Origin of the sequence: Kitasatospora xanthocidica, from assembly GCF_014656195.1 — a bacterium.
GTDB lineage: Bacteria > Actinomycetota > Actinomycetes > Streptomycetales > Streptomycetaceae > Kitasatospora > Kitasatospora xanthocidica.
In genome coordinates this window covers 369,417-391,676 of sequence record NZ_BNBY01000003.1, presented here as the reverse complement: position 1 = coordinate 391,676, position 22,260 = coordinate 369,417, and the positions used below count along the sequence as shown (strand labels likewise).

Here is a 22,260-nt window from a genome sequence, read left to right as displayed (position 1 = left end):
GCTTTCACAGGTCGTGGGAGAGGGAGCCGACAGGCGACCCGGCGCGCCGGCGGTCGGTGAGTGCGGCCTGGACCAGTGCGAGCAGGGCGGCGCGGTGCTCGCGGAGGTAGAAGTGACCGCCTGGCAGCAGGTTCAGGGCGAACGGTCCGCGGCTGTGGCCCTGCCATTGGGCGAGTTCCTCGGCGGGGAGCCGGTCCTCGGTGCCGCCGAAGACGTGCAGCGGCAGGTCAAGGGGCTCGCCGGGGGTGTGGCGGTAGCTGTCGACCAGTTCGAAGTCGGAGCGGTGCGAGGCCATCATGATCGCGAGCAGGTCCGGGTCCTCGGCCACCTCGTCGGGGAGTGAGCCGTACTGCCCCTGGATGGCGGTGAACAGCTCCCGATCGCCGAGGTGGTGGACCGGCGGCAGGCCGCGGGGCCGGTGCGGGGCCGGGCAGGCGGACAGCAGCAGGCGCTCGGGGCCGGGCAGGCCGTGCTCGCGCAGGGCGCGCGCGGTCTCGTAGGCCAGCAGGGCGCCGAGGCTGTGTCCGAAGAAGGCGAACGGTGCGCGGAACGCGGCCTGTTGCACCAGATCGTGAACCAGCGGGCCGACCCGGGTGTACTGCGGGTCGTCGAGCCGCGAGCCGCGGCCGGGCAGTTGCACGCCCCACACCTCGATGCCGGGCACGTCGTCGCCCCAGCGGACGTACTCGGCGGCCGAGCCGCCGCTGTGGGCGAAGCAGTACAGCCGCATCGTGGCGTCGGGGCGCTTGCGGCGGTTGACCAGCCAGCGTGGGACGGTGTGCCCCGGAACCTCAGGCATGAAGGGTCTCCTGGCTCATCGATCGGGCAGTCGGTGCGGCGTCGGGCATGGCCCGCAGTGAGTGCACGGCGGAGAACAGCAGCGGCAGCCCGGCGAGGACGCTGCCCGCACCGGCGAGCCAGAGGGCGCCGCGCAGTCCGAGCGGGCCGACCAGTGCGCCTCCGAGGAAAGTCCCGACGGGGATGACGCCCCAGACCACGAACCGCAGCGTCGCCGTCATGCGCCCGCGCATCGGGGCGGGGGTGACGGATTGCCGCAAGCTGATCTGGTTGATGTTGAAGACGGAGGCGCACAGCCCGGCCAGGGCCATCGCGACCGCCAGGACGGGCATCGCGGTGCCAGGGGTGGCCAGCGGCAGCAGCAGGATGGTGCCGCCCAGCCCGAAGGCGGCCCAGGTGAGCGACGGCCCGACGCCGAGGCGCCGCACCACCCGGCCGTTGGCGAGCGAGCCGAGCAGTACGCCCGCGTTCGCGATCGCGAGCGTGGTGCCCAGCCCGGCCGGCGAGAGCCGCAGGTCACGGACCGCGTAGAGCACCAGGATCGCCTGGACCATGCCGAACAGGCCGAAGAGGTTGGCGATCCCCGCGCTCAGCGCTACCGGGCGCAGCAGCCGGTGCCGGAACACGTACCCGAGGCCGTCCTTGACCTCCGCCACCAGTCCGGGCCGGACCGCGTCGCGGACCGGGCGCTCCTCCACCCGCACCAGCAGGAGCAGGGCCGCCGACCCGGCGTAGCTGAGCGCGTTGGCGAGTACGGCGAGTGGCGCGGTCAGCAGCTGGACCAGGAATCCGCCGGCGCCGGGGCCGGCCAGCTGACCGGAGGTCTCGGACAGCTGCAGTTTGGTGTTGGCCTCGACGAGCTGCTCCTCGCCGACCAGGGTCGGCAGGAAGGACTGTGCTGCCAGGTCGAAGAAGACCGTCATGACCCCGACCGCGAAGGCGACCGGATACAGCAGCCACAGGTGCAGAACCCCGCAGAGCGCGGCCGCCGGCACGGTCAGCAGGACCGCGCAGCGGACCAGGTCCGCTGCGATCATGACGGGCCGTCGGCGCGTCCGGTCCACCCATGCCCCGGCCGGCAGGCCGACCAGCAGGAACGGCAGGTACTGCACGGCGGCCAGCAGGCCCACCTGGAACGGGGTGGCCTTCAATACCGTCACGGCCGCGAGGGGCAGCGCGAGTTCGGAGATCTGGGCGCCGAGCACGCTGACCGTCTGGGCGGCCCACAGCCGTCGGAAGCCCTGGTGGCGCGACAGTCCCGGCGGAGGGGCCGGTCGCGTCATCGGGTGGCCGCCCGTTCACGTGCGCTCTTCGGCCGGAGGTCGCTCCACAGGCCGTCGATCAGGGTGAGGCAGTCCGCTTTGCTGCCCCGTCCGCCCGTCCGCTCCCACCCGGCGGGTAGCGCCCGGCCGGCCGGCCAGACGGAGTACTGCTCCTCGGTGTTGCGGACCACCTCGTAGGTCCGGTCGTCGTTGTCCTCGAACATGGCTGTCCTTCGGGTCGGTGTGTCGGATGACGGTTCAGGCCGGTTGCCGGGCGGCGTCGGTCACCCGGGCGGCGTCGATCACCCGGGCCAGTCGGCGCGGTGCGGGGGCGGTGAAGACCTGCTTGACGGTGATGCGTACGCCGAAGGCCGCACGGACGGCAGAGGCGAGTTGAACGGCGATCAGCGAGTCCCCACCCAGGTCGAAGAAGTCGTCCTGCGCCGCTACGTGCTCCAGTCCGAGCAGTTGACCGAAGATCCGGGCGAGCTGTGTCTCGGTGTCGCCGTCCTGTGCGGGCTTCGGGGCGGTCGGCGAGGGCTGGGTGGTGACGGTCGGCGCGGGGTCGTCGGCAGGGAGCGGTGAGTACCGCTGCGGGCTGAACGGGTAGGTCGGCAGCGGAGTCCGGCCCGGCCGGTGGCCGTCGTGCAGCCGCGGCCAGTCGAGCTCGACGCCGGCCGCCCACAGCTGTCCGGCGGCGGCCAGCGAGGTCCGCAGGGCGGACTGCTCGCCGGCCGGGTGCGGCAGGCTGGGCAGCGCCAGGTGGCCCTCGGTGCGGGCCGGGTGCCGGCGGGCCAGTGTCGTCAGGGCCAGGCCGGGGCCGACTTCGAGCAGGATCCGGTCAGGCTCGGCGAACAGGGTGGCGAGGGTGTCGCCGAAGCGCACCGCCTGGCGCATGTGGGCGGTCCAGAACTCGACGCCCGGAACACGGTCCATGCGGACCCACTCCCCGCTGGTGTCCCCGACCCAGGGGATCGACGGCGCCTTGAGGTCGAGCTCGGCGACCAGGGCGGCGAACCGGTCGAGGATCGGCTCCACCAGAGCGCTGTGTCCGGCGGCGGCGATGCGCAGCCGACGCGCGTCGACACCGTCCTCCGTCAGCCGTGCGAAGACCGCGTCGACCGCCCCCCGCGGCCCGGACACCACGCACTGGTTCGGTCCGTTGACGGCCGCGAGCTCCAGGCCGTCGCCGAGAAGTCCGGTGACGTCGCGCTCGGACAGCGGCACGGCCAGCATCGCCCCGACGGGCAGGCTCTGAAGCAGCCTGCCGCGCTCGGCGACCAGCCGGAGCGCGTCGGGCAGGCAGAACACACCGGCCACGCACGCGGCGGCGAAGGCACCGAGGCTGTGCCCGGCGACAGCCGTCGGCCGTACCCCTCGCTGCTCCCACATCCGGGCGAGCGCGTACTCCACCACGAAGACGGCCGGCTGGGCCACGCTCATGTCGCGCAGCAGCTCTTCGGCCGCCGCGGACTGCTGCCCGCCGGCAGGGTACAGAACCGCCCGCAGGTCCAGGCCGAGCGTGGGCGCGAGCTGCGCACAGCACGCGTCGACCTCGGCACGGAAGACCGGGTCGTTCTCGTACAGTTCGCGGCCCATGCCGACGTGCTGTCCGCCCTGCCCGGGGAAGACGAACGCCACCGGCCGCTCGCCGCCCACGGGCGGGTGGCCGAAGGTGCCGGCCCCGGTCAGCGCTTCGATCGCCTCGGCGTGGTCGGCGGCCACGGCGAACCGGCGGTGCGTGAAGGCGCGGCGGCCGGTCTGCAGCGTCCAGGCCGTGTCGGCCAGTTCCCGGCCGGGGTCGGCGGCGTCGGCGGCCTGCCGTTGCAGGTGCTCGGCGAGCCTGGCGGCGGCGCGGTCCAGCTCGGGGGCGGTCCGGGCGGACAGCACCAGCAGATGGCTCGCGGGCGCGGCGGGCGGGCGAGGTCGCGCGGGCGGCTCCTCCAGGATCGCGTGCGCGTTGGTGCCTCCGATCCCGAACGAGCTGACCCCGGCCCGGCGGGGACCGTCGGGGCGCCACCGGTACAGTCCGGTGTTCACCACGAACGGGCCGTCCGCGAAGGGGATCTCGGGGTTGGGTGAGGTGTAGTGCAGGCTCGGCGGGATCAGGCCGTGCTGGACGGCCAGCACCGCCTTGATGAAGCCCGCCACCCCGGCGGCCGCGTCGGTGTGGCCGATGTTGGTCTTCACCGACCCGATCCGGCAGAACCCGCGCCGGTCGGTGCCGCGCCGGAAGGCTTGGGTCAGCGCGGCCAGTTCGATCGGGTCACCCAGCGGCGTCCCGGTCCCGTGCGCCTCGACGTAGCCGATGCTGTCCGGCTCGACATCGGCCACCAGGTGGGCCGCGCGGATGACCTCGGCCTGGCCGGCCACTCCCGGAGCGGTGAAGCCCACCTTGTCCATGCCGTCGTTGTTCACCGCGCTGCCGCGCAGGACGGCACGGATGTGGTCGCCGTCCTGGAGTGCGTCGGCGAGCCGTTTGAGGACGACGATGCCGACACCGTTGCCCGCAACGGTCCCACGGGCCCGGGCGTCGAAGGCCCGGCAGCGGCCGTCGGGCGAGATGACACCGCCCTCGGAGTACTCGGGCAGGCGCGCCGGGACGTTGACACTGGCCCCGCCGGCCAGAGCCAGGTCGCACTCGCCGGACAGCAGCGCCTGCGCGGCGAGGTGAACGGCGACCAGCGAGGTGGAGCAGGCGGTCTGCACCGTCACCGCCGGCCCGGTGAGACCGAGCCGGTGGGCCGCCCGCGACGTGAGGAAGTCGATGCCGGTCGCCAGCCGCAGCTGCCACTCGCTGACCGGGCCGAGCCGGTCGCGGTGGGCCGTCAGCGTGTCCAGGTAGCCGGTCTGGCTACTGCCCGCATACACGCCGACCGGCCCGGCACAGGACCGGGCGTCGTACCCGGCGTCCTCCAGCGCCTCCCAGGCGCAGGTCAGGAACAGCCGCTGCTGCGGGTCGAGGATCAGCGCCTCCCGCGGCGAGTAGCCGAAGAACGCCGCGTCGAACCCGTCCGCGTCCTCCAGTACTCCGAGCGCGGGGACGTACTCGGGAGTGGACGGGTCGCCGGGGAAGCGAGTGACCGACTCCGCGCCCTTGACCAGGTTGTCCCAGAACTCCCCGAGGTCACGCGCTCCCGGATACCGCCCGGCCATCCCGACGACGGCGAGGAAGGGGCTGTCCGGACCCACCGGCTGTGCCGCCTGCGTCATCGGGCACCCCCGGCGCTCTGGCGGGCGCGGCGCTGCTGGAGCCGGGCGTACCCGCTGCGGCGCTCGTCGGCACGCTCGTCACCGAGCGCGCCGACGGCCGGCCCGGAGCCGTCGCGCAGATGGGCGGCGAGCCTGCGGACGGTCGGATGGGCGAAGAGCGCCACGCCGGGAACCTGGCGTCCCAGCGCCCCGCTGAGCTTGCGCTGCACCTGAACGAGCAGCAGCGAGTGACCGCCGATCTCGAAGAAGCTGTCGTCCAGCCCGACCTGGCCGACCCGCAGCACCTCACGCCACACGGCCGCTATCCGCTCCTCCAGGCCGGTCAGCGCCACCGCCTGCGGCGCGCCGGACGTGGCGTCGGCGGCGGCCGGCACCGGGAGCGCCCTGTGGTCGATCTTGCCGTTCGCGGTCAGCGGCAGCTCGTCGAGCAGCACGTAGGAGGCCGGGACCATCGCGGCAGGCAGACTCTTGGCCAGATGGGCGCGCAGCTGCGACGACTCGACTTCGGCAGCGACCACGTAGGCGACCAGCCGCTTGCCGTCCGCCTCGTCGTCCACCGCCCGCACGTGCGCCTGACGCACCGCGGGGTGCGTGCACAGGGCCGCACCGATCTCCGCCGGTTCGACCCGCTGGCCGCGGATCTTCACCTGGTCGTCGGCCCGCCCGGCGAAGGCCAGGGCACCGTCGGCGCGCAGCACCGCGAGGTCGCCGGTGCGGTAGAGCCGCCCACCCGGCGTCTCGCCGAACGGGTCCGGCACGAAACGGTCGGCGGTGAGCCCCGGCTGCCCCAGGTACCCGCGAGCCAGCACCGCCCCACCCAGGTACAGCTCGCCCCGGGTGCCCGCCGCAACCGGCTCCAGATCGGCGTCCAGCACATACGCCCGCGCCCCGGCCAGCGGCCGCCCGATCGGCAGCGTCTCCCCCTCGGGCATCACCTCCCCGGTGAACGCCTGGAGCGTGGCGGTGATGGTGGTCTCCGTCAGACCGTAGGCGTTGACCACGGGCACCGAGGTATGCCCTCGCCAGCCGGCCAACGTACGGGTGTGCCCGGTGTCGCTGCCCACGACCAGGAGCCGCAGGGCCTCGGGCACCTCCCGCGGTTCGGCGTCGAGATCGCGGACCCACTGGTCCCAGTACGGCGTCGGCACGTTGGCCACCGTGACCCGCTCACGGCACAGATGCTCCTCCAGCTCCGCGGGCGACGGCACCGAATCGGGAGCCACCACCACCCGGGCGCCGGCCAGCAAGGTCGGGAACACCTCCTCGCCGAACACATCGAACCCCGGACCGGCGAACTGCAGCACCCGATCGGCTGCGGTCAAGTCGAAGGCCGCACCGACGGCAACCGCGTGGTTGGCCAGCGACCCGTGGGTGACGGCCACCGGCTTGGGGCGCCCGGTCGAACCCGAAGTGAAGATCACATAGGCAAGGTCGCCGGGGGCAACCGCCACCGCCGGGTTCCGCGCGGTGCGCCCGGCCGGCTCGCCGGCAGCCAGGTCGACCACCTCGACCACCTCGACCCCCTCGACCCCCTCACAGCCCTCGGGCCCGATCAGCAGGGCGGCACCGGCGGCCTCCAACTGGTACCTGCGGCGCTCGGCCGGCAGCGCCGGGTCGAGCGGCAGGTAGGCGGCACCGGACTTCAGCACGGCCAGCACCGCCGTCACCAGTCCACGCCCGCGCGGCAGGTTCACCGCGACCACGTTCTCGGCGCCCACACCACGCTCCACCAGCACTCCGGCCAGCCGGTTGGCGGCAGCGTCAAGCCCCGCGTACGTCACGCACCCGTCGCGGTCGACGACAGCCACAGCACCAGGGCTGGCCCGTACCCGCTCCTCGAACAGCTGCGGTACGCAGACCGCGGCACGCGGACCGGCCGATGAGAGCGCGGTAGCGGCTCGGCTCTCATCCTCTTGACTCAGTTCGGGCCTCACGAGGCCAACTCCTCTCCAAAACGGCACGTTCAGCAGCCCGCCGGACAACGGACGGGCGCAGGCCCCGGCCGTGCCGTCCGTCCGAAGCGAACCCGACCCGGCCGGGCGGGGATTCAGGAAGCTCATGGGAAGCCGGGCGGGGTCATCGCGGGTCGTCGACGTCACGGCAGCTGTAGACAGCTGCTGTTGAGCTTTCAAACGATCAGCGAGCTTGCTGCCGAGGAGTGTGGGAGGCACCGGTAGACATCCGATGAACGAGCACGCCCAACGCTCCCCGCGAGCGCCCCGTCCGTGCCCCCGTCTTCGGGATCCCCTTCGGCCCTCGGGCTCTCGCCGTGAGCCGGGCGCGGGAGCCTGCCCAGCTTCCCGCCGGCCTGCCCGGCGGGTGGCCGGTTCAGGCCGTGGGTGCGCTCCAGCGCCCTGGACAACGCGGTGTTCTGCCTTCGCGCCTCGTCGCGCCGGCCTCTCACGACGCGCAGGGCGCGATCGGCCGCGTCCGCACGCTTGGCCAGGTGCTCGACGCGCCGGCGCAGCCGGACGTTTTCGAGGAAGAGCTGCTGGATCCGCTGGGCGCCTTCCCACCACCACCTCCCCGGCGTCGATCACCACCCCGGTTCCGGACGGCTTCGACCCGCTCCTGCAACCGGAGTACGAGACCCAGACCCCCGGCGGCCCGGAGGCCGTCCGCGGTCTGCCGCACCCGGCCGAACTCGCGCTGCTCGGCTTGCCGGTGACGTGGTCGGCCTGCCGGGCCCGCCGGGACGGGCTGCTGCTCAACCACCGCCGGAACGTGCGGGTGCGGTGCCGCTGCGGGAACGAGTGGGTGGTCCCGGGCTTCGACGGGACCTTCACCGGCATCTACCTGGACTGACGAGCGGTGTTGCATCGGATACAACCCGGCGTGATCGGCGCGGGCTGCCGACCTGCTGACTTCTGGGGGCCGCCGCCTCGCCCAGGACCAGGACTGTCTCCCCGGGCCACGCGCCACCATGCGCGTCGTGAAATCACCGAGATCCACCTTGCTCTGACAGTTCATCGGCAAGCAGGCATTAGCTATCGTGAAATCGTGGATCTCAACGCGGAGTTGACTACGCTGGCAGCCAGCGGCGCCACCCAGGTCGTGAGCGCCATCGCGACGGACGCCTGGCCGGCGGTGAAGGCCGCCGTCCTGGCGCTCTGGCGGCGCTCGCACCCGGAGCGGGTGGAAGCCGACCTGGAACAGGCCCGCGAGGACCTGCTCTCAGCCCAGGAGTCCGGCCGGCCGGAGGAGTTGCAGGTCCTGCTGGTGAACGAGTGGCAGGCGCGACTCAGCCGCCTGCTGGTCGCCTACCCCGAACTCGCGGACGAACTCAGGTCTTTGGTCGCCGGCCTGGTGGCCGAACGGGGCCCGGACGGCGCCCGGACGACGGGCCCCGTCACGATGACCGCGCACGTGACCGGGGGCGGCGACGCCTACCAGGCGGGCCGCGACCTCACCGTCCACCGACCCACCGCCGGGTGACGTGACGCCGAACGAGCAGGAGCGGTCCCGGCCGGAGGATCCGGCGTTGCCAGAGCACTTGGAGGTCACCGTCTCGGGTGGCGGCGACGCCTACGTGGCCGGCCGGGACATCCACATCGTCACCTCTTCGCACCCGGTCCGCCACTCCCGGGGTACCGGGGAGTGCCCGTACCCGGGCCTGGAGCCGTTCGACGCCTCCTCCGCGGTCTGGTTCCACGGCCGAGGCCGGGCCGTCGCCGAGCTCTGCCGGCGGCTGGACGCCCAACTGCAGCGGGGTGGACCCTTGGTACTCCTCGGCCCGTCCGGCGCGGGCAAGTCCTCACTTCTGGCCGCCGGGGTGCTTCCCGCCCTCGCCGACGGGGCGCTCCCCGCGCGCGGATCCTCGCACTGGCGACAACTGATGCTGACGCCAACGGCCTCACCGGCGAAGGTTCTTGCCCATGCTTTCGGAGCCTCGGCGGCCGACTGGCGGGAGGATGCGGAACGGTGTGCGGCGGACATCCTCCGCTCGGTGGTCGGCAGTGGTCTGGTGCTGGTCGTGGACCAGTTCGAGGAGGTCTTCACCCTCGTCACCGACGAGGCCGAACGGCTGTGGTTCATCGAGGTGCTGGATCGGCTCGCCCGGCCGCGGGACGCCAACGTGCTCGTGGTGCTCGGCGTGCGCGCCGACTTCTACGCCCGGTGCACGGCCGACGAACGGCTGCGCGCCGCCCTGCGCGACGACCCGGTACTGCTCGACCCGATGACCGAGGCCGAGCTGGAGCAGGCGGTGCGCTGTCCGGCGGAGGCTGTCGGGCTGGCCGTGGAAGACGGATTGGTCGAGCTCCTGCTGGCCGAACTCGGTGGTCCCGGTACGCTGCCGCTGCTCGCCCACGCACTCCGGGCCACGTGGCAGGAGCGCGAGGACGGAGTGCTGACCGCCGCCGGTTACCGGCTCTCCGGCGGTGTCCACGGCGCCGTCACCCGCACCGCCGAATCAGCGTACGCGGGGCTCACGCCCGAGGGCCGCAGGGCCGCGCGTATCGTGTTCCTGCGCCTCGTCGTCATCGGCCGGGACACCGAGGACACCCGGCGGCACGTCCCGCGCCATGAGCTGGTCAACACCCTGCCCGATGATCTGGCCGACGGCGGTCCTGGCGAACTGCCGGCTGAGGCCGTGATCACCTCCTACACCAGGCATCGGCTGCTGACCACCGATCAGGACACCGTGACCATCGCCCACGAAGCTCTCATCCGTGGCTGGCCGCGCCTGCGCGGGTGGATCGAGCGCGACCGGGCCGACCACCTGGTCCGCCAGGACCTGGAGCAGGCCGCCGCCGCCTGGGAGCGGGGCGGCTCGGAGCTCTTCACCGGAGCCCGGCTGGAAACCGCCGCCAACTGGGCCGTGCTCCATCCAGCCGACCTCACCCCCACGGCCCGCGCCTTCCTGGCCGCCGCCCACCGCCAGCAGCGCAGGAGCCGGCAGCTCCGCCGGGCCGTGCTCGCCACCGTCACCGCGCTCGCCCTGCTCGCCACCACCACCGCCGTACTCGGCTACCGGCAGAGCCGCCAGGCCCGCGCCGCCACCGAGCGAACGATCACCAGTCAGCTCTCGGCCCTGGCGGCCGAGTTCGCGCCCACTGACCCGGCCCTCGCCGCCCAGCTCGCGTTGGCCGCATACCGACGGGCGCCGAACGAGGACACCGCAGCCCGACTGGTCAACTTTGAGAACACGCCCATCCCCACCGAACTCACGCCGCCCGGCACGGCGGTGACGCAGACCGCCTTCGACCCGCGCGGACGGCTACTCGCCACTGCTCTCGCCGACGGCCTCGTCCAGCTCTGGGACGTCCAGGACCCGCACCGCGCCCGCCTCCTGCACCAACTGCTGCCCACCAGCCCGGGCCCCGTGTCGGCCCTGCGGTTCAGCCCTGACGGACAACTGCTCGCCGCCGGAACCCCCGGCGGCGTGGGCCTGTGGCGGGTCGCGGACCCCGACCGGCCGACACCGGTCCAACCACCCATCCGAGCCCCGGGCAAGGTCGCCGAAGTGCTCTTCTCCCCGGATGGGCACACCCTCACCGCCATCGGCGAGACCACCGGTCCAGCCGGCCTGGTCACCCGCTGGGACGTGACCGCCCCGGAGAAGCCCACCCGCCTGGGCAAGGGCTTGCTTCGCGAACTCGGCCCCTTCACCTCCGCCGTGTACGGCATGGACGGCCGGATCCTGGTGACCGGATCGTCCAGCGGGGCCGCCGAGCTGTGGGACGTCACCGACCCGACCGACCCGGCACGGCCACTGTCCGCCATCTCGACGGCTGGCCAGGTCTTGGCCGTCGACTCCGCCCAAGGCGTCCTGGTCACCGGCAGGGAGCACGATGAACTCCAGTTCTGGGACATCCGCAACCCCCGCGCCCCTCACACGGTCTTGGACAGCCGCCCGCTCTCCGGCCGGACCGGAGCCATCCGATCAGCGGCGTTCGGGCGTGAGAACAGCCTCCTGGCGGTGGCCCACGGCAACGGCGTCACCAGTCTTTGGAACATGGCACAGCCCTACAACCCGTCGCTCCTCGGCGAGTTGCCGACCAGGTCCTCCGTTGCGGCCGGCTCCGTGGCCTTCTCCCCCGACGGAAGCACCCTGGCCGTCATCGACGAACTTCGCTCCGTCACTCTCTGGAGCCTGCCACCGACCCTGCTCGCCTCTGGCGGCCCGGTGGTGTTCAGCAGGGACGGGCAGACCCTCGCAACCTCCGACGGCATGTCATATGCCCAGCTCTGGGACGTGGCGCGGCCCAGCCGTCCCACCAAGCTCGGCACCGCTGAGATCGGAGCCGGGGCACCGCGAGCCCTGGCGTTCAGCCAGGACGGCCAGACCCTCGCGCTCGGCGCCGGGGTCGTCGGCGGTACCGGCGGAGCCGTCTGGCTCGCCGACATCTCCGATCCGCGCCATCCCGCTCCGCTCGGCCCGCCGCTCCCCGGATCCGCCGCCGCCCGCGCACTGGCCTTCAGCCCGGACCGGCGTACCCTGGCAGTCGGCGACGACGCCGGAACCCTGCATCTCTGGAGGGTCGACGATCCGCGCGCAGCCACCCCGCTCGGGTCACCACAGACCGATCCGCCGAACGCCCTGGTCGCCGTGGCGTTCTCCCACGACGGGAGCACCCTGGCCACCGCCCGCGACCGCGCGATCCAACTCTGGAGCATCGATGAGCCCGGGCGAGCGGTCCGGCTCGGCCCGCCGATGACCGGCTCCGGCAGCGTTCTGGGGGCCGTCACGAGCATCGCGTACAGCCAGGACAGCCAGACCCTCGCCTCCGGGCACTGGGACGGTACCGTGCGGCTCTGGGACCTCCGTGAACCGCGCACCCCGAGCCCCCTCGGGGCGCCACTCACCGGCCCGTCCGGGTCCGTGAACGCCGTCGCCTTCAGCCCGGATGGCCGGACCCTCGCTGCCGGCGGGGGCGACGGCACCGTGCATCTCTGGACCCTCGGCTCCGCCGAGGGTCCGGTCCACCTCAGCCGGCCCCTGACAGGTCCGAGCGGGGCCGTCGACTCCCTCTCCTTCAACCCCGACGGCCACACCCTCGCGGTCTCCAGCGTGGATGCCGCCGTCCGCCTGTGGGATCTCGACGTCGAGGCAGCCGTCGCCCGGATCTGCGCGACCAGTGAGGGCGTCCTCACCGCTCCGCAGTGGGCCCGGCTCGTCCCGAACGCGCCACTTCCGCAGCTCTGCGTCAGCCCGCGGTCCTCTGCTTCGCCCCCTTCTCGCTGAGGCCGAAGTCCATGACCGGTTCCGGGGCTTGAGGTGCCGTGACGCGCAGCGTGGTGTAGGCGCCGCCGGTCAGGCCGCCGGCCGTGACGGTCGCCGGGTACGGCAGCGCGCCGCCCTCGGCGCAGCTCGGCTTACACGTCCGCTGCCAGAACTGGCCGGTGGCGGTGGCCGTCTCACGTCCCCAGTCCGACCAGGTCAGCCCGTTCAACCACCAACCGGCATTCCCGCAGGCCAGCAGGTAGTACTTCGGCGAGGCTACCGAGCTGCCGCCACACTCGTACACCACGGCGGCAACCACCGCGCCCCCACCCGTCGGACTCGGCGAACGGCTCGAACTCGCGGTGGAGGCCGAACTTTTGGCGGTGTCGGATGCCGCCACCGGAGCCGTGCCGGCGCTGGAACAGCCGGCCACCGCCATCAGCAGTGCCGCGGTGACGACCGCGGTGCGCACGAGCCTGAGCTTTCCCATCGTGTCCCCGTTCCCCCTCAGCCCGGGGCGGCCCGTCCTCCGAAGCGCCCGGCCATCGTGCTCCGCCCTACGAGGCCGACACCACAGCCCCGCTCACCTGCGGCAGCCGCTTCAGCACCAGCACCCGAAGTCAGGGCCCGCAGCGGGCCGCGCCGTTGCCGCCGACCCATGCGCCCGCCACCGACGACCACGACGTCGCACCGGAGGACGACTCCGTGTCTCCCAGGCCACGCTACGCCACCGGCGCCACCCAGGGAGTGGCGCCGTGACGTCCGCCCCGATGACGACACCTTGAATGTCACGCTTGGATTCCTCGCGGGCGCCCCGAACCGCCAACTCCCGACCAGTAAAGGCTATCTGAGCAACCGTGAGGCTGATAGAGGCCCGTCTCCGAGCACCTGTACGGCGGGTTCCCCTGTCGCCGATTGCGAGAGGAGCGGCGCCGTGGCTTCGCGCCGAGCCACCGGGTGAAGGGCTCGTAGGAGCGTTCGCCGGCGACCACTGCCGAGGCGGTGACCAGCAGCACCGCCACAAACGGGTGGCGCACTCCTCACGCCGCCGGGACCTGCGGACTCAGGTGATCACCGCGACTTTGAAACGTCCCTGGGGCTACGGCGCTCCGTCCTCCGACGAAGCCTCCCGCTCGCGGGCACCCCGCACCGCGGCATGCACCCGGAGGGTGGCGTCGATCAGCAGGGCCAAGGCCGTGAGGGCGTCGGTCACGGCATTCAGGGTTTCCACGGTTGTCGTTCCGTCCTTTCTTCCAACCGGCCACGGCGGTCGCTGCGATCGCCGTGTGACCATTCGGCCGGAACGGGCGTCGGGATCCCAGCAGGGTGGAAAATGGGGGGCCGACAGAGACGGCGCGAGACGGGTATGGACGGACTGGCGTGTACGGGACGGGAGCGACGGGGCATGGCGGAGGAGTCTCGGGGTGGCCTGCCGCCGGTGGCGGAGTTCGCGGCATGGCTCGCCGATTTGAAGGTCCGCAGCGGCGATCCCACCCTGGAGCAGTTGTCGAGGCTGACCGGCCAGGTGCCGCGCGGGCATCAGGTGCCGAAGTCGACGTTGGGTAAGGCGCTGCAGGGCCGGAGTCTCCCGTCACTCGATGTGGCGGTGGCAGTCGCCCAGGCCTGCGCTCTGCACGCGGGCTGGACCGGCAACGCCATATCCGCCACCCGGCAGGAGTGCGCTGACCGTTGGATTCGGGCGAAGTCCTCCGAGCAGGTGGCGAAGATCAGCCGTAATGCGACGGAGGAGCCACTGGCGGACTCCGATCTTGCGGCGCTTCAGCAGCACTCCGAGGCCGAGGAAGAGTTCCTCGCCAAGTACTACCGGTGCATGACGGCGTCGCTGGACCGCATGGAACTCTTCGGCGTCACCCTGCGCCAGCAGGATTTCAGCTACCGGATGAGTACCTCGTACATCAGCCTCAGCGCGGTGCGGCACGGCTCGACGGCTCGATACCGGCCCCAGACTCCGGCACCGACCGGTTACAAGGACAGCCACAGCGGACCTCTGCGGGTGGAGGACGCCATCGCGCGCTCCCGGCGTGCTCTGATCCGGGGGGGATGCCGGGTCGGGCAAGACGACCTTGTTGAAGTGGATCGCCGTCGGTGCCATGCACAGCACGCTGCCGGCACCCATGGAGATGTGGAACGGGGCTGTGCCATTCTTCGTCCCACTGCGGCATTTCGCCAAGGAACTGCCCACGCCTGAGCAGTTCCTGGACTACACGGCCCGGACCTTGGCCGGGGCCGCGCCGGAGGAATTCGTGCGGAACGCGCTCGACTCGGGCCATGCCATTCTGCTGATCGACGGTGTGGACGAGCTGCCCAGCGGGCGACGAGGGGAAGTCCGGGACTGGCTGCGAGAACTCACAAACAGCTACGAGAAGTGCCGTTATGTGATCACGGCTCGGCAGGCCGCCATCGACGGTGGGTGGCTGAATGACATGAGCTTCCTGTCGTTGCAGCCTTGGAGATACTGCTCGTACGACGCGATCAGCAGCGGAACATCGCCGGGGACACCGTCCGCCTCAGCAGTGGGGTCCAGGAGCTGATTCTCAGGAAGCTCGCCTACTGGATGATCCGCAACGATCTCACCGAGGTCTCCCTGGAACAGATGGCGGAGCGGGTGGGGAGCTACCTGAGGGAGACCCTGGACGACACGCTCGACCCGGCTTCCGTCGCCCGACACCTTCTCGTCCGCACCGGGCTGCTGCGTGCTCCCGCCGTCGGCCGCGTCGACTTCGTACATCGCACGTTCCAGGAGTACCTGGCCGCGGACCAACTACTCAACGACGACGACCTCAACTTCCTGATCAAGCACGCTCACGAGGACCAGTGGCAGGACGTCGTCGTCATGACCTCGGGACGGGCGCGCGACTCGGAGCGCAACCAACTCGTCAGGGTTCTGCTGAAGCGAGCCCGCAAGGAAAAAGCCCATCGCACGCGGCTGATCGTGCTCGCCGTCGACTGCGCGGGCAACGCGCCCTCACTGGACGCCGACCTGCGTCGGGAGACACAGACTCGGGCGCAGGAACTGATTCCTCCCCAGGACAGAAAGCAGGCGGAGGCACTGGCAGGGCTGGGCGAGGTGGCGCTGGATCAGATGCCCGCGCCGACGCCCGGCCTGGGGTCGCACGAGGTGGAAGCGATCCTGCATACCTGCCGGCTCGTCGGGGGCGCGGCCGCCATGCGGGTCCTGGCTCATTACGCCAGGCATTTCGATCAGTCCATCGCCCGCCAACTGATTGAGATGTGGCGCGATTTCGACCGCGACGAGTACGCCCGCGTCGTGCTGTCCGCTCTGTCCGAGATCAGCTGGCTCAGGGTGGACGCGGATTGGCTTCCATACTTGTCATGTCTCACCAACCTTGCCCGGCTTCAGATCGACGGACCCGTGTCGAGCTACAAGGTGGTCGAGCAGTTGGAGAGCCTTCATGAGTTGACGCTCGTGGACCCAGCACCTCAACTGAGTGGATTGAGGGCTCCTTCGACACTGCGGGCGCTCGCGATCATCGGCCGGGTCGAGCATCGGTCGTTTCAACGGCTTCTCCTACCCCAAGTGGAAGAACTGCGGGCGGAGGTCCGGTGCGTGGATTCCTCCCTCACGTCGTGGCAGCTGGTGGCCGGAATGCCCAAGGCGACTCGCCGGGCCGTTACCACGGTGATGACGGACAGCTCCCTGTCCGACATCGACGTGGAGGACCTGACCGCGACGTTCCCCGACCTGGAGGTGCTCTCAGCCCGGCCGGACTACGTGGTCGGAATCGACCAGGTCGCGTCCATGCTGAAACGCCTGAAGGCGAACACGGCGGTCACTACATTCCGGCTCGAGGTCGCAGAAGCAGACGCCAACTACCTGGCCAATCAGATCGCTGATTGCCTGTTTCTACACTGGCGGGCCACAACAAGTGTTGACGAACATGGAAGATTCCAGGCCACGTTCACTCGACACGCGTGAACTCCATAGCGTCGCAAGCGAATCCAGAAGTCGTCGCAACCCCACCGCCGCAGGGGCGTTCCAAAGCGCGGTGATCACGTGAGTGCGCAGGCCCCGGCGGTGAGAGGAGTTCGGGGTCGACCCGTCACGAACACAACGAAGCTCCGGTTGAACGGGGTTGCCTTCGACGAGGCCTTCTTCGCCCTCGGCGGGCACTCGCTGCTCGCCACCCGGCTGGTCTCGCGGGTCCGGGCGACCCTCGGGGTCGAACTGGAGCTGCGCGCCCTGTTCCGGACCCCGACGCCCGCCGGGCTGGCGGCCGGGCTGGACGAGGCCGCCGCCGCGCGGCAGGCCCTGGCGCCCCGGCCCCGCCGCGAACCGATGCCGCTGTCCTTCGCCCAGCGCCGGCTCTGGTTCCTCCAGCAGTTCGGGGCACCGAGCGCCACGTACCACATGCCGCTGGCGCTACGGCTGTCCGGCGACCTCGACCGCGCCGCCCTGAGCGCCGCGCTCACCGACGTGCTGGCCCGGCACGAGACCCTGCGGACGGTCTTCCCGCACATCGCGGGCATTCCGCACCAGCGGGTGCTGGACCCCGCCGAGGTGCCGGTCCCGCTGGCCAAGCTCCAGGCGGAGGTGGCGATCGGCACGCTGGTCCGCCGGCTGCCCGAGCTGCGGCTGGCCGACGAGGCGGCGCCGGACTGGCGTCCCAACCCGCTGCAACGCCGGCTGTGCGGCCTTCCGGTCGCCTACTGACACCTGATGACTGACGGCGAAGGAGAACCGACCATGGCCCGGCAGCCGGCAGCCGGCAGCCGGCAGCCGGCAGCCGGCAGCCGTCCCGAGCCGGGTGCGGGGGCCTTCCGCACCCGCTCCCACGGCTGCGAGTCCCTTGCGACCGACCGCCTCGAAGCAGGTGTGTGATCACCTGTCGGCATCGCGCCATCCTGTTCGTGTAGCGACCGTCACAAAGGGTGCGTCAGGGCCGCAGGCCTTGCGGCGCGGTGGCCCCCCGGGCGAAGGATCTTCGGTTTCCGCGTGCGGGATTCGCTGCGAACCGAAGGTCTGACGTCTGTAGAAGATGCAACAACTTTCACGCGACCGGCTTGAAACGGTCACTCAAGCTCCTCGAATCGATCACACATACGGAGTGTTCGCTCACGACTGGTAGGAATGATTCCGAGCGGGCCGATCGCCACCGGATCGTCCTGACCAGCGCCGACGGGGGCTGGCACGCGACGTTGCCGACCGGTCCGCGAAGAACGGGGGCACTGAAAGTTCTTCACATTTTCCATCTGGGGGGCACTGCCATGTCCGAATCCACCACCACCACCGAAATCACCCGCCGGCGGATGCTGCAAGGCACCGTCGTCGCGACGGCCGTCGCCGCGGGCACGGTCGTCCTGGGCCTCACCGGCCCCACCGTGACACCCGCCAGCGGCGCCGACACCGAGAGCGGCGACAGCTTCGACGAGGTCTTCCGCAACCGCCGCATCCAGGGCATGCCGATGTCCGGCGAGGGCCACCACGCGATGAGCGGCTACATGGTGCTGATCGACGGCCGGGAACTGCACATGATGCGCAACGCGGACGGCACCTGGATCAGCGTCATCAACCACTACCAGACCTTCGCCACGCCGCGCGCGTTGGCCCGGGCCGCCGTCAACTCCCTGGACGGCGCCGACCTGGCCCCGCTCGCCGCCTGACTCCGGACCGCACTCCGGCCTCCGCACAAACCACCCTCGAAGGAAGAACCATGGCAGTCCGCAAGAACCAGGCGACCCTGACGGCCGCGGAGAAGCGCGCCTTCGTCAACGCGGTCCTGGAACTCAAGCGCCGCGGCACCTATGACGCGTTCGTCAGCACGCACAACGACTTCATCATGAGCGACACCGACACCACCGAGCGCACCGGCCACCGTGCGCCGTCCTTCCTGCCCTGGCACCGCAGCTTCCTGCTGCGCTTCGAGCGGGCGCTGCAGGCGATCGACGCCACCGTCACGCTGCCGTACTGGGACTGGACCACCGACCGCACCCCGAACTCCTCGCTCTGGGGCCCGGACTTCCTCGGCGGTGACGGCACCGGCACCGGCGGCCGGGTCGCCACCGGCCCGTTCGCGCAGAGCGGCGGCAACTGGACGCTCACCGTCAGGCCCGACACCCGCAACTACCTGACCCGCGAGCTGGGCCAGGGCGGGGAGTCCCTGCCGACCAGGGCCGACGTGGACGCCGTGCTGGCGATCGCCACGTACGACGCCGCGCCGTTCAACAGCTCCAGCTCGGGCTTCCGCAACAACCTGGAGGGCTGGACGGGCATCAACCTGCACAACCGGGTGCACGTCTGGGTCGGCGGCAACATGAGCACCGGAATGTCGCCCAACGACCCGGTGTTCTGGATGCACCACTGCATGATCGACCGCCTCTGGGCCGGCTGGCAGAGCCGCCACCCGGGCCAGGGCTACCAGCCGGTCCGCCGCACCAGGAACGTGGTCGCCCTGAACGACACCATGAAGCCGTGGAACGACGTCACCCCGGCCGACCTGCTCGACCACACCAAGTTCTACACGTACGACAGCGCGTACTGATCCGGCCGGTGCGGGCCGGGGGGCCGGAGCAGTGGCCGATGCTCCGGCCCCCGCTCCCGGCGCCGCCAGACCGGACGAGTCTTCCTGGCGTCCGTCGATCTCATATCCGTGGACGACGTGATGCCCCTCCGGGAAGGCGAGTCCCAGCTGGTCCGCCCGGCCGCCCGGCCTACCTGCTCATCTGCCACGACCTGGCCCTGGTGCGGCACGTCGCGCACCGGATCGCGGTGGTGCGCTCCGGCCGGATCGTGGAGAGCGGCCCGGCGCGCAGGCTGTGCGAGGCTCCTGCCGACCCGTGCACCCGGGAACTGCTGGCGTACGCGCGGACGGGAACGGGCCGGGCCCCCGCTCCCGCGGAGACCCGGCCCGTGGGGGCGTGAGCGGTGACGCCCGCCTCACCGTGCCGGTGGCCGGCGGCGGCGCGCCCGGCCGACGTGACCTGCCGGGCCGAGCGGGGAGAAGAGCCGAAGATCGGACGTGGTGTCGGGACCGCGTGGAGGAGTCGCAGCATGGAGGAGAGGCCGCCGGGCAACGGCGACGCACACCATGACGAACCGTCGGTGGGCGCGGTGGTCCACACGCACGCCCACGGCCCCGCCACGCCGGTCTCGGCCCACCTGCGCAGAATCATCGCCGCCGTGCTGATCCCGTTCGGCGTGGCGGTCGTCGTCGGGCTCGTCGTCCTGTGGCCCGGCGGGGTGCCCGCGCACGAACGCACCGGCGTCGGCTTCGACCAGCAGACCCAGCGCGGCAAGGTCACCCGGGTGGTGGAGATTCCCTGCTCCGACGTCAACCCCGCGGACACCGGCACCTGCCAGCAGGACACCGTCGAGGTGACGACGGGCAAGGACAAGGGCCGCACGTTCACCGTGAGCGTCCACCCGAACGAGCTGCGCCGCTACAGCGTGGGGGAGGAGGTGATCCTGACCTACGCGCCCGACGCGCCGCCGGACATCCAGTACACGGTGGTCGACGTCGACCGGGACACCCCGATCGCGCTGCTGGCGGGACTGTTCGCGGTGGCCGTCCTGGTGGTGGGGCGCTGGCGCGGCCTGACCGCCCTGATCGCCCTGGCGATCAGCTTCGCCGTCCTGTCGCTGTTCATCCTCCCGGCGATCCTGCACGGCTCCGATCCGCTGCTGGTGGCGGTGGTCGGTGCCAGCGCCATCATGCTGATCGCGCTGTACCTGTGCCACGGGCTCTCCGCCCGTACCTCGGTGGCCGTCGTCGGCACCCTGATCTCGCTGGTGCTGATCGGCGTCCTCGGTCTGGTCTTCACCGGCTGGGCCCACCTCACCGGGAACACCTCCGAGGAGACCGGCCTCATCCACGACCTCTACCCGAACATCGAGATCCGCGGCCTGCTGCTGGCCGGCTTCATCATCGGCTCCCTCGGCGTGCTGGACGACGTGACGGTCACCCAGACCTCGGCGGTCTGGGAGCTCAAACAGGCCGACCCCACGATGAGCGCCCGCCAGCTCTACCGTGCGGGCGTGCGCATCGGCCGCGACCACATCGCCTCCACCGTCAACACCCTGGTGCTCGCCTACGCGGGCGCGGCCCTCCCGCTCCTGCTGCTCTTCTCCATCGCCCAGCGGGACTTCGTGTCGGTGGCGACCAGCGAGCTGGTCTCCGAGGAGATCGCCCGGACCCTGGTCGGCAGCATCGGACTGGTCGCCTCGGTACCGGTCACCACCGTCCTCGCCGCCCTGATCGCCGCGGCCGACCACCCCGACTCCGCGCCCCGGGCGGCCGCAGGGCCCCCGCGGCACGGCCGTCGGCACCGCCGACGGAACGGCGGCGCCGACCGGACCTGAGCCGGGTGCTCGGTCCACCGTCCGTCGGTCGTGCGGCGTCCGACGGGTCAGCCGCCCGCGTGCGGGTCCTGGCCGGGGTGGCCGAGGATCGGGTCGGGCAGGTGACGCCAACCGTCCTGCCCGAGGGAGAGCTCGCCGTCGTCGAGCAGGGCCGTGTCGAGCAGGCGGCGCAGCCGCTGACGGTCGAGCGCTCCGCCGATGAAGACGAGCTCGTTGCGGCGCTCGCCGTAGTAGCCGTCCCAGTGCCAGGCGGCGAGCGTACGGCGTGCGGGTGAGGCCGAGGACCAGTCCCGGCCCCCGGACGCGGTGAGCCACCGGTCGGCCTCGCGGAGTTCCAGGTGACGCCCGGCCGAGCGCCAGGTGACCACGGCGTCGGGCCGGCTGGCCAGCCACAGGTGCCCCCGGCTGCGGGTGATTCCGCGCAGGACGGCCGGCAGCGCGTGGGCCAGCCGCTCCGGGTGGAAGGGCCGGCGGGCATGCCAGCGCACCGAGGAGAGGCCGTGGTCGTCGCGGGACCGCAGGCGCGGAGTGGTGACCGGGTCGAACGCCGCCGCCAGCCGGTCGGAGACCGCCTGCCGGGGCGTCGGCGTCAGGAGGGCGGCTTGGACGTCCCGTGCGGCTCGGGTCCGCAGGTCGGCGGGGGCGGGCAGCAGGGTCGCGGACGGGTTCAGGTGCGCGAGGACGGAGTGCGAAACGTACGACGCGTCGGTCCCGTCCTGCGGGACGACCAGCACCTCCGCCGCCTCCGTCAGTCGCGCGGCCGCCTCCGCCACGGTGACGGGGGCGCTCTCACCGTCTCCGACGCCGATCGCCGTCGAGTGGTGGACGCAGCGCAGGTCGGCGAGCAGGCGTTCCGGATCGATGCCGACGGCGATCGGGGCCAGGTCGTAGTGGTGTTCCACGGGCGTCGTGCCGATCGGCGTGCGCCAGAGATCGGCCAGGAGGGCCAGGACATCGAGGCCGCCGGGCAGCGCCAGCACCACGTGAGCCCGGGGCGTACGGCGCGCGAGGGCGGTCAGCTCCTGACGGATGATCACGGCGGGATCGCCCCGCCCCGCTCTGCACAGCGGGATCTCCGGCCCCAGGCCGTGGCCGGAGATGTGCCGCTGCACGGTCGGGTACCGGCCGCCGTCCGGCTCGACCGAGACCGCGAGCACCACGGTCCCGGGCCGCCCGTGGAGCAGAAGGTCGACCAGGTGACCTCGCATGCCCGGGGTGTTGCCACCCACCACGCTCAACAGGCCCCGGGCGCTGCTCCCGCTCACATCGACTCCTCTGGTTCGGCATCCCCCTGGGAGCATATGCTAGTGGTAATCATTTTCAATAGCGGGGAGGGGGGAGCCGCTGGAGGAGCCGAGGGTGGGGGCGGTCCCCGACGGGCGCGCGGGGGCCGGGAAGGCGCGCGGGAGCGAGGGTCCGAGGTGTTCGCGAGGCGGCTCGACGGCCGGGAGAGGGTTCGTCCGGAGGCGCGGCCGCCGACCGAC

17 protein-coding genes and 1 pseudogene are annotated in these 22,260 nt (G+C 71.9%); 10 read left to right on the top strand and 8 right to left on the bottom strand.

What is annotated here, in order from left to right:
• Nucleotides 1-4: 4 nt before the first annotated feature.
• The 5 genes from IE332_RS07895 to IE332_RS07875 are packed head-to-tail and all read right to left on the bottom strand — an operon-like array spanning nucleotide 5 to nucleotide 7,372.
• On the bottom strand, nucleotides 5-799 hold the full coding sequence (locus IE332_RS07895) for a thioesterase II family protein (protein WP_189914416.1): 795 nt from the start codon (nucleotides 797-799) through the stop codon (nucleotides 5-7).
• Nucleotides 792-2,081 carry an MFS transporter gene (locus IE332_RS07890; RefSeq protein WP_189914415.1) on the bottom strand — a complete coding sequence of 430 codons (1,290 nt, stop codon included), beginning with the start codon at nucleotides 2,079-2,081 and terminating at the stop codon, nucleotides 792-794. The genes IE332_RS07895 and IE332_RS07890 overlap by 8 nt, the downstream gene beginning before the upstream one ends.
• Nucleotides 2,078-2,284 (bottom strand): MbtH family protein, encoded by a 207-nt coding sequence (locus IE332_RS07885; protein WP_189914414.1) that lies wholly within the window; start codon nucleotides 2,282-2,284, stop codon nucleotides 2,078-2,080. Before IE332_RS07885 ends, IE332_RS07890 begins: the two co-directional genes overlap by 4 nt.
• Before the next feature lie 34 nt (nucleotides 2,285-2,318).
• Entirely contained in the window at nucleotides 2,319-5,273 is a 2,955-nt protein-coding gene (locus tag IE332_RS07880) for a type I polyketide synthase (RefSeq protein WP_189914413.1), read from the bottom strand.
• Complete coding sequence (locus tag IE332_RS07875; protein ID WP_189914412.1) at nucleotides 5,270-7,372, bottom strand: non-ribosomal peptide synthetase; 2,103 nt, start codon at nucleotides 7,370-7,372, stop codon at nucleotides 5,270-5,272. Before IE332_RS07875 ends, IE332_RS07880 begins: the two co-directional genes overlap by 4 nt.
• 559 nt (nucleotides 7,373-7,931) lie before the next feature.
• Here IE332_RS07875 and IE332_RS07870 point away from each other — a divergent pair.
• The 3 genes from IE332_RS07870 (at nucleotide 7,932) to IE332_RS07860 (ending at nucleotide 12,459) form a co-directional block, all read left to right on the top strand.
• Nucleotides 7,932-8,078: a hypothetical protein gene (locus IE332_RS07870; protein WP_189914411.1), complete on the top strand. Its 147-nt coding sequence runs from the start codon at nucleotides 7,932-7,934 to the stop codon at nucleotides 8,076-8,078.
• Between the two features lie 195 nt (nucleotides 8,079-8,273).
• Nucleotides 8,274-8,708 (top strand): carbohydrate kinase family protein, encoded by a 435-nt coding sequence (locus tag IE332_RS07865; protein ID WP_189914410.1) that lies wholly within the window; start codon nucleotides 8,274-8,276, stop codon nucleotides 8,706-8,708.
• A 46-nt stretch (nucleotides 8,709-8,754) separates the two neighbouring features.
• Complete coding sequence (locus tag IE332_RS07860; RefSeq protein ID WP_189914409.1) at nucleotides 8,755-12,459, top strand: WD40 repeat domain-containing protein; 3,705 nt, start codon at nucleotides 8,755-8,757, stop codon at nucleotides 12,457-12,459.
• On the opposite strand, the gene IE332_RS07855 is transcribed toward IE332_RS07860, so the two are convergent.
• Entirely contained in the window at nucleotides 12,422-12,928 is a 507-nt protein-coding gene (locus IE332_RS07855; protein ID WP_189914408.1) for a hypothetical protein, read from the bottom strand. The genes IE332_RS07860 and IE332_RS07855 overlap by 38 nt on opposite strands.
• A gap of 609 nt (nucleotides 12,929-13,537) precedes the next feature.
• Nucleotides 13,538-13,669: a hypothetical protein gene (locus IE332_RS41815; protein ID WP_268256539.1), complete on the bottom strand. Its 132-nt coding sequence runs from the start codon at nucleotides 13,667-13,669 to the stop codon at nucleotides 13,538-13,540.
• A gap of 174 nt (nucleotides 13,670-13,843) precedes the next feature.
• Here IE332_RS41815 and IE332_RS40770 point away from each other — a divergent pair, with 174 nt between their 5' ends.
• The 7 genes and pseudogenes from IE332_RS40770 to IE332_RS07825 all read left to right on the top strand — a co-directional run bounded on the left by IE332_RS40770 (nucleotide 13,844) and on the right by IE332_RS07825 (nucleotide 20,776).
• A complete protein-coding gene (locus IE332_RS40770; protein ID WP_229928412.1) occupies nucleotides 13,844-14,647 on the top strand; it encodes a hypothetical protein in 804 nt (267 codons plus the stop codon).
• Complete coding sequence (locus IE332_RS07850) at nucleotides 14,550-14,990, top strand: NACHT domain-containing protein (RefSeq protein WP_229928411.1); 441 nt, start codon at nucleotides 14,550-14,552, stop codon at nucleotides 14,988-14,990. Before IE332_RS40770 ends, IE332_RS07850 begins: the two co-directional genes overlap by 98 nt.
• Entirely contained in the window at nucleotides 14,906-16,396 is a 1,491-nt protein-coding gene (locus tag IE332_RS07845) for an NACHT domain-containing protein (RefSeq protein ID WP_505744296.1), read from the top strand. The genes IE332_RS07850 and IE332_RS07845 overlap by 85 nt, the downstream gene beginning before the upstream one ends.
• 156 nt (nucleotides 16,397-16,552) lie before the next feature.
• Nucleotides 16,553-16,993 (top strand): annotated as a pseudogene (locus tag IE332_RS07840) (condensation domain-containing protein); the annotation flags it as partial.
• A gap of 692 nt (nucleotides 16,994-17,685) precedes the next feature.
• On the top strand, nucleotides 17,686-18,081 hold the full coding sequence (melC1, locus tag IE332_RS07835) for an apotyrosinase chaperone MelC1 (RefSeq protein WP_229928409.1): 396 nt from the start codon (nucleotides 17,686-17,688) through the stop codon (nucleotides 18,079-18,081).
• A gap of 50 nt (nucleotides 18,082-18,131) precedes the next feature.
• On the top strand, nucleotides 18,132-18,959 hold the full coding sequence (gene melC2 / locus IE332_RS07830; protein WP_189914405.1) for a tyrosinase MelC2: 828 nt from the start codon (nucleotides 18,132-18,134) through the stop codon (nucleotides 18,957-18,959).
• A 509-nt stretch (nucleotides 18,960-19,468) separates the two neighbouring features.
• A complete protein-coding gene (locus IE332_RS07825) occupies nucleotides 19,469-20,776 on the top strand; it encodes a YibE/F family protein (RefSeq protein WP_189914404.1) in 1,308 nt (435 codons plus the stop codon).
• Between the two features lie 47 nt (nucleotides 20,777-20,823).
• Here IE332_RS07825 and IE332_RS07820 read toward each other — a convergent pair whose 3' ends face one another.
• Entirely contained in the window at nucleotides 20,824-22,041 is a 1,218-nt protein-coding gene (locus tag IE332_RS07820) for a GTP-binding protein (RefSeq protein ID WP_229928408.1), read from the bottom strand.
• Between the last annotated feature and the right edge of the window lie 219 nt (nucleotides 22,042-22,260).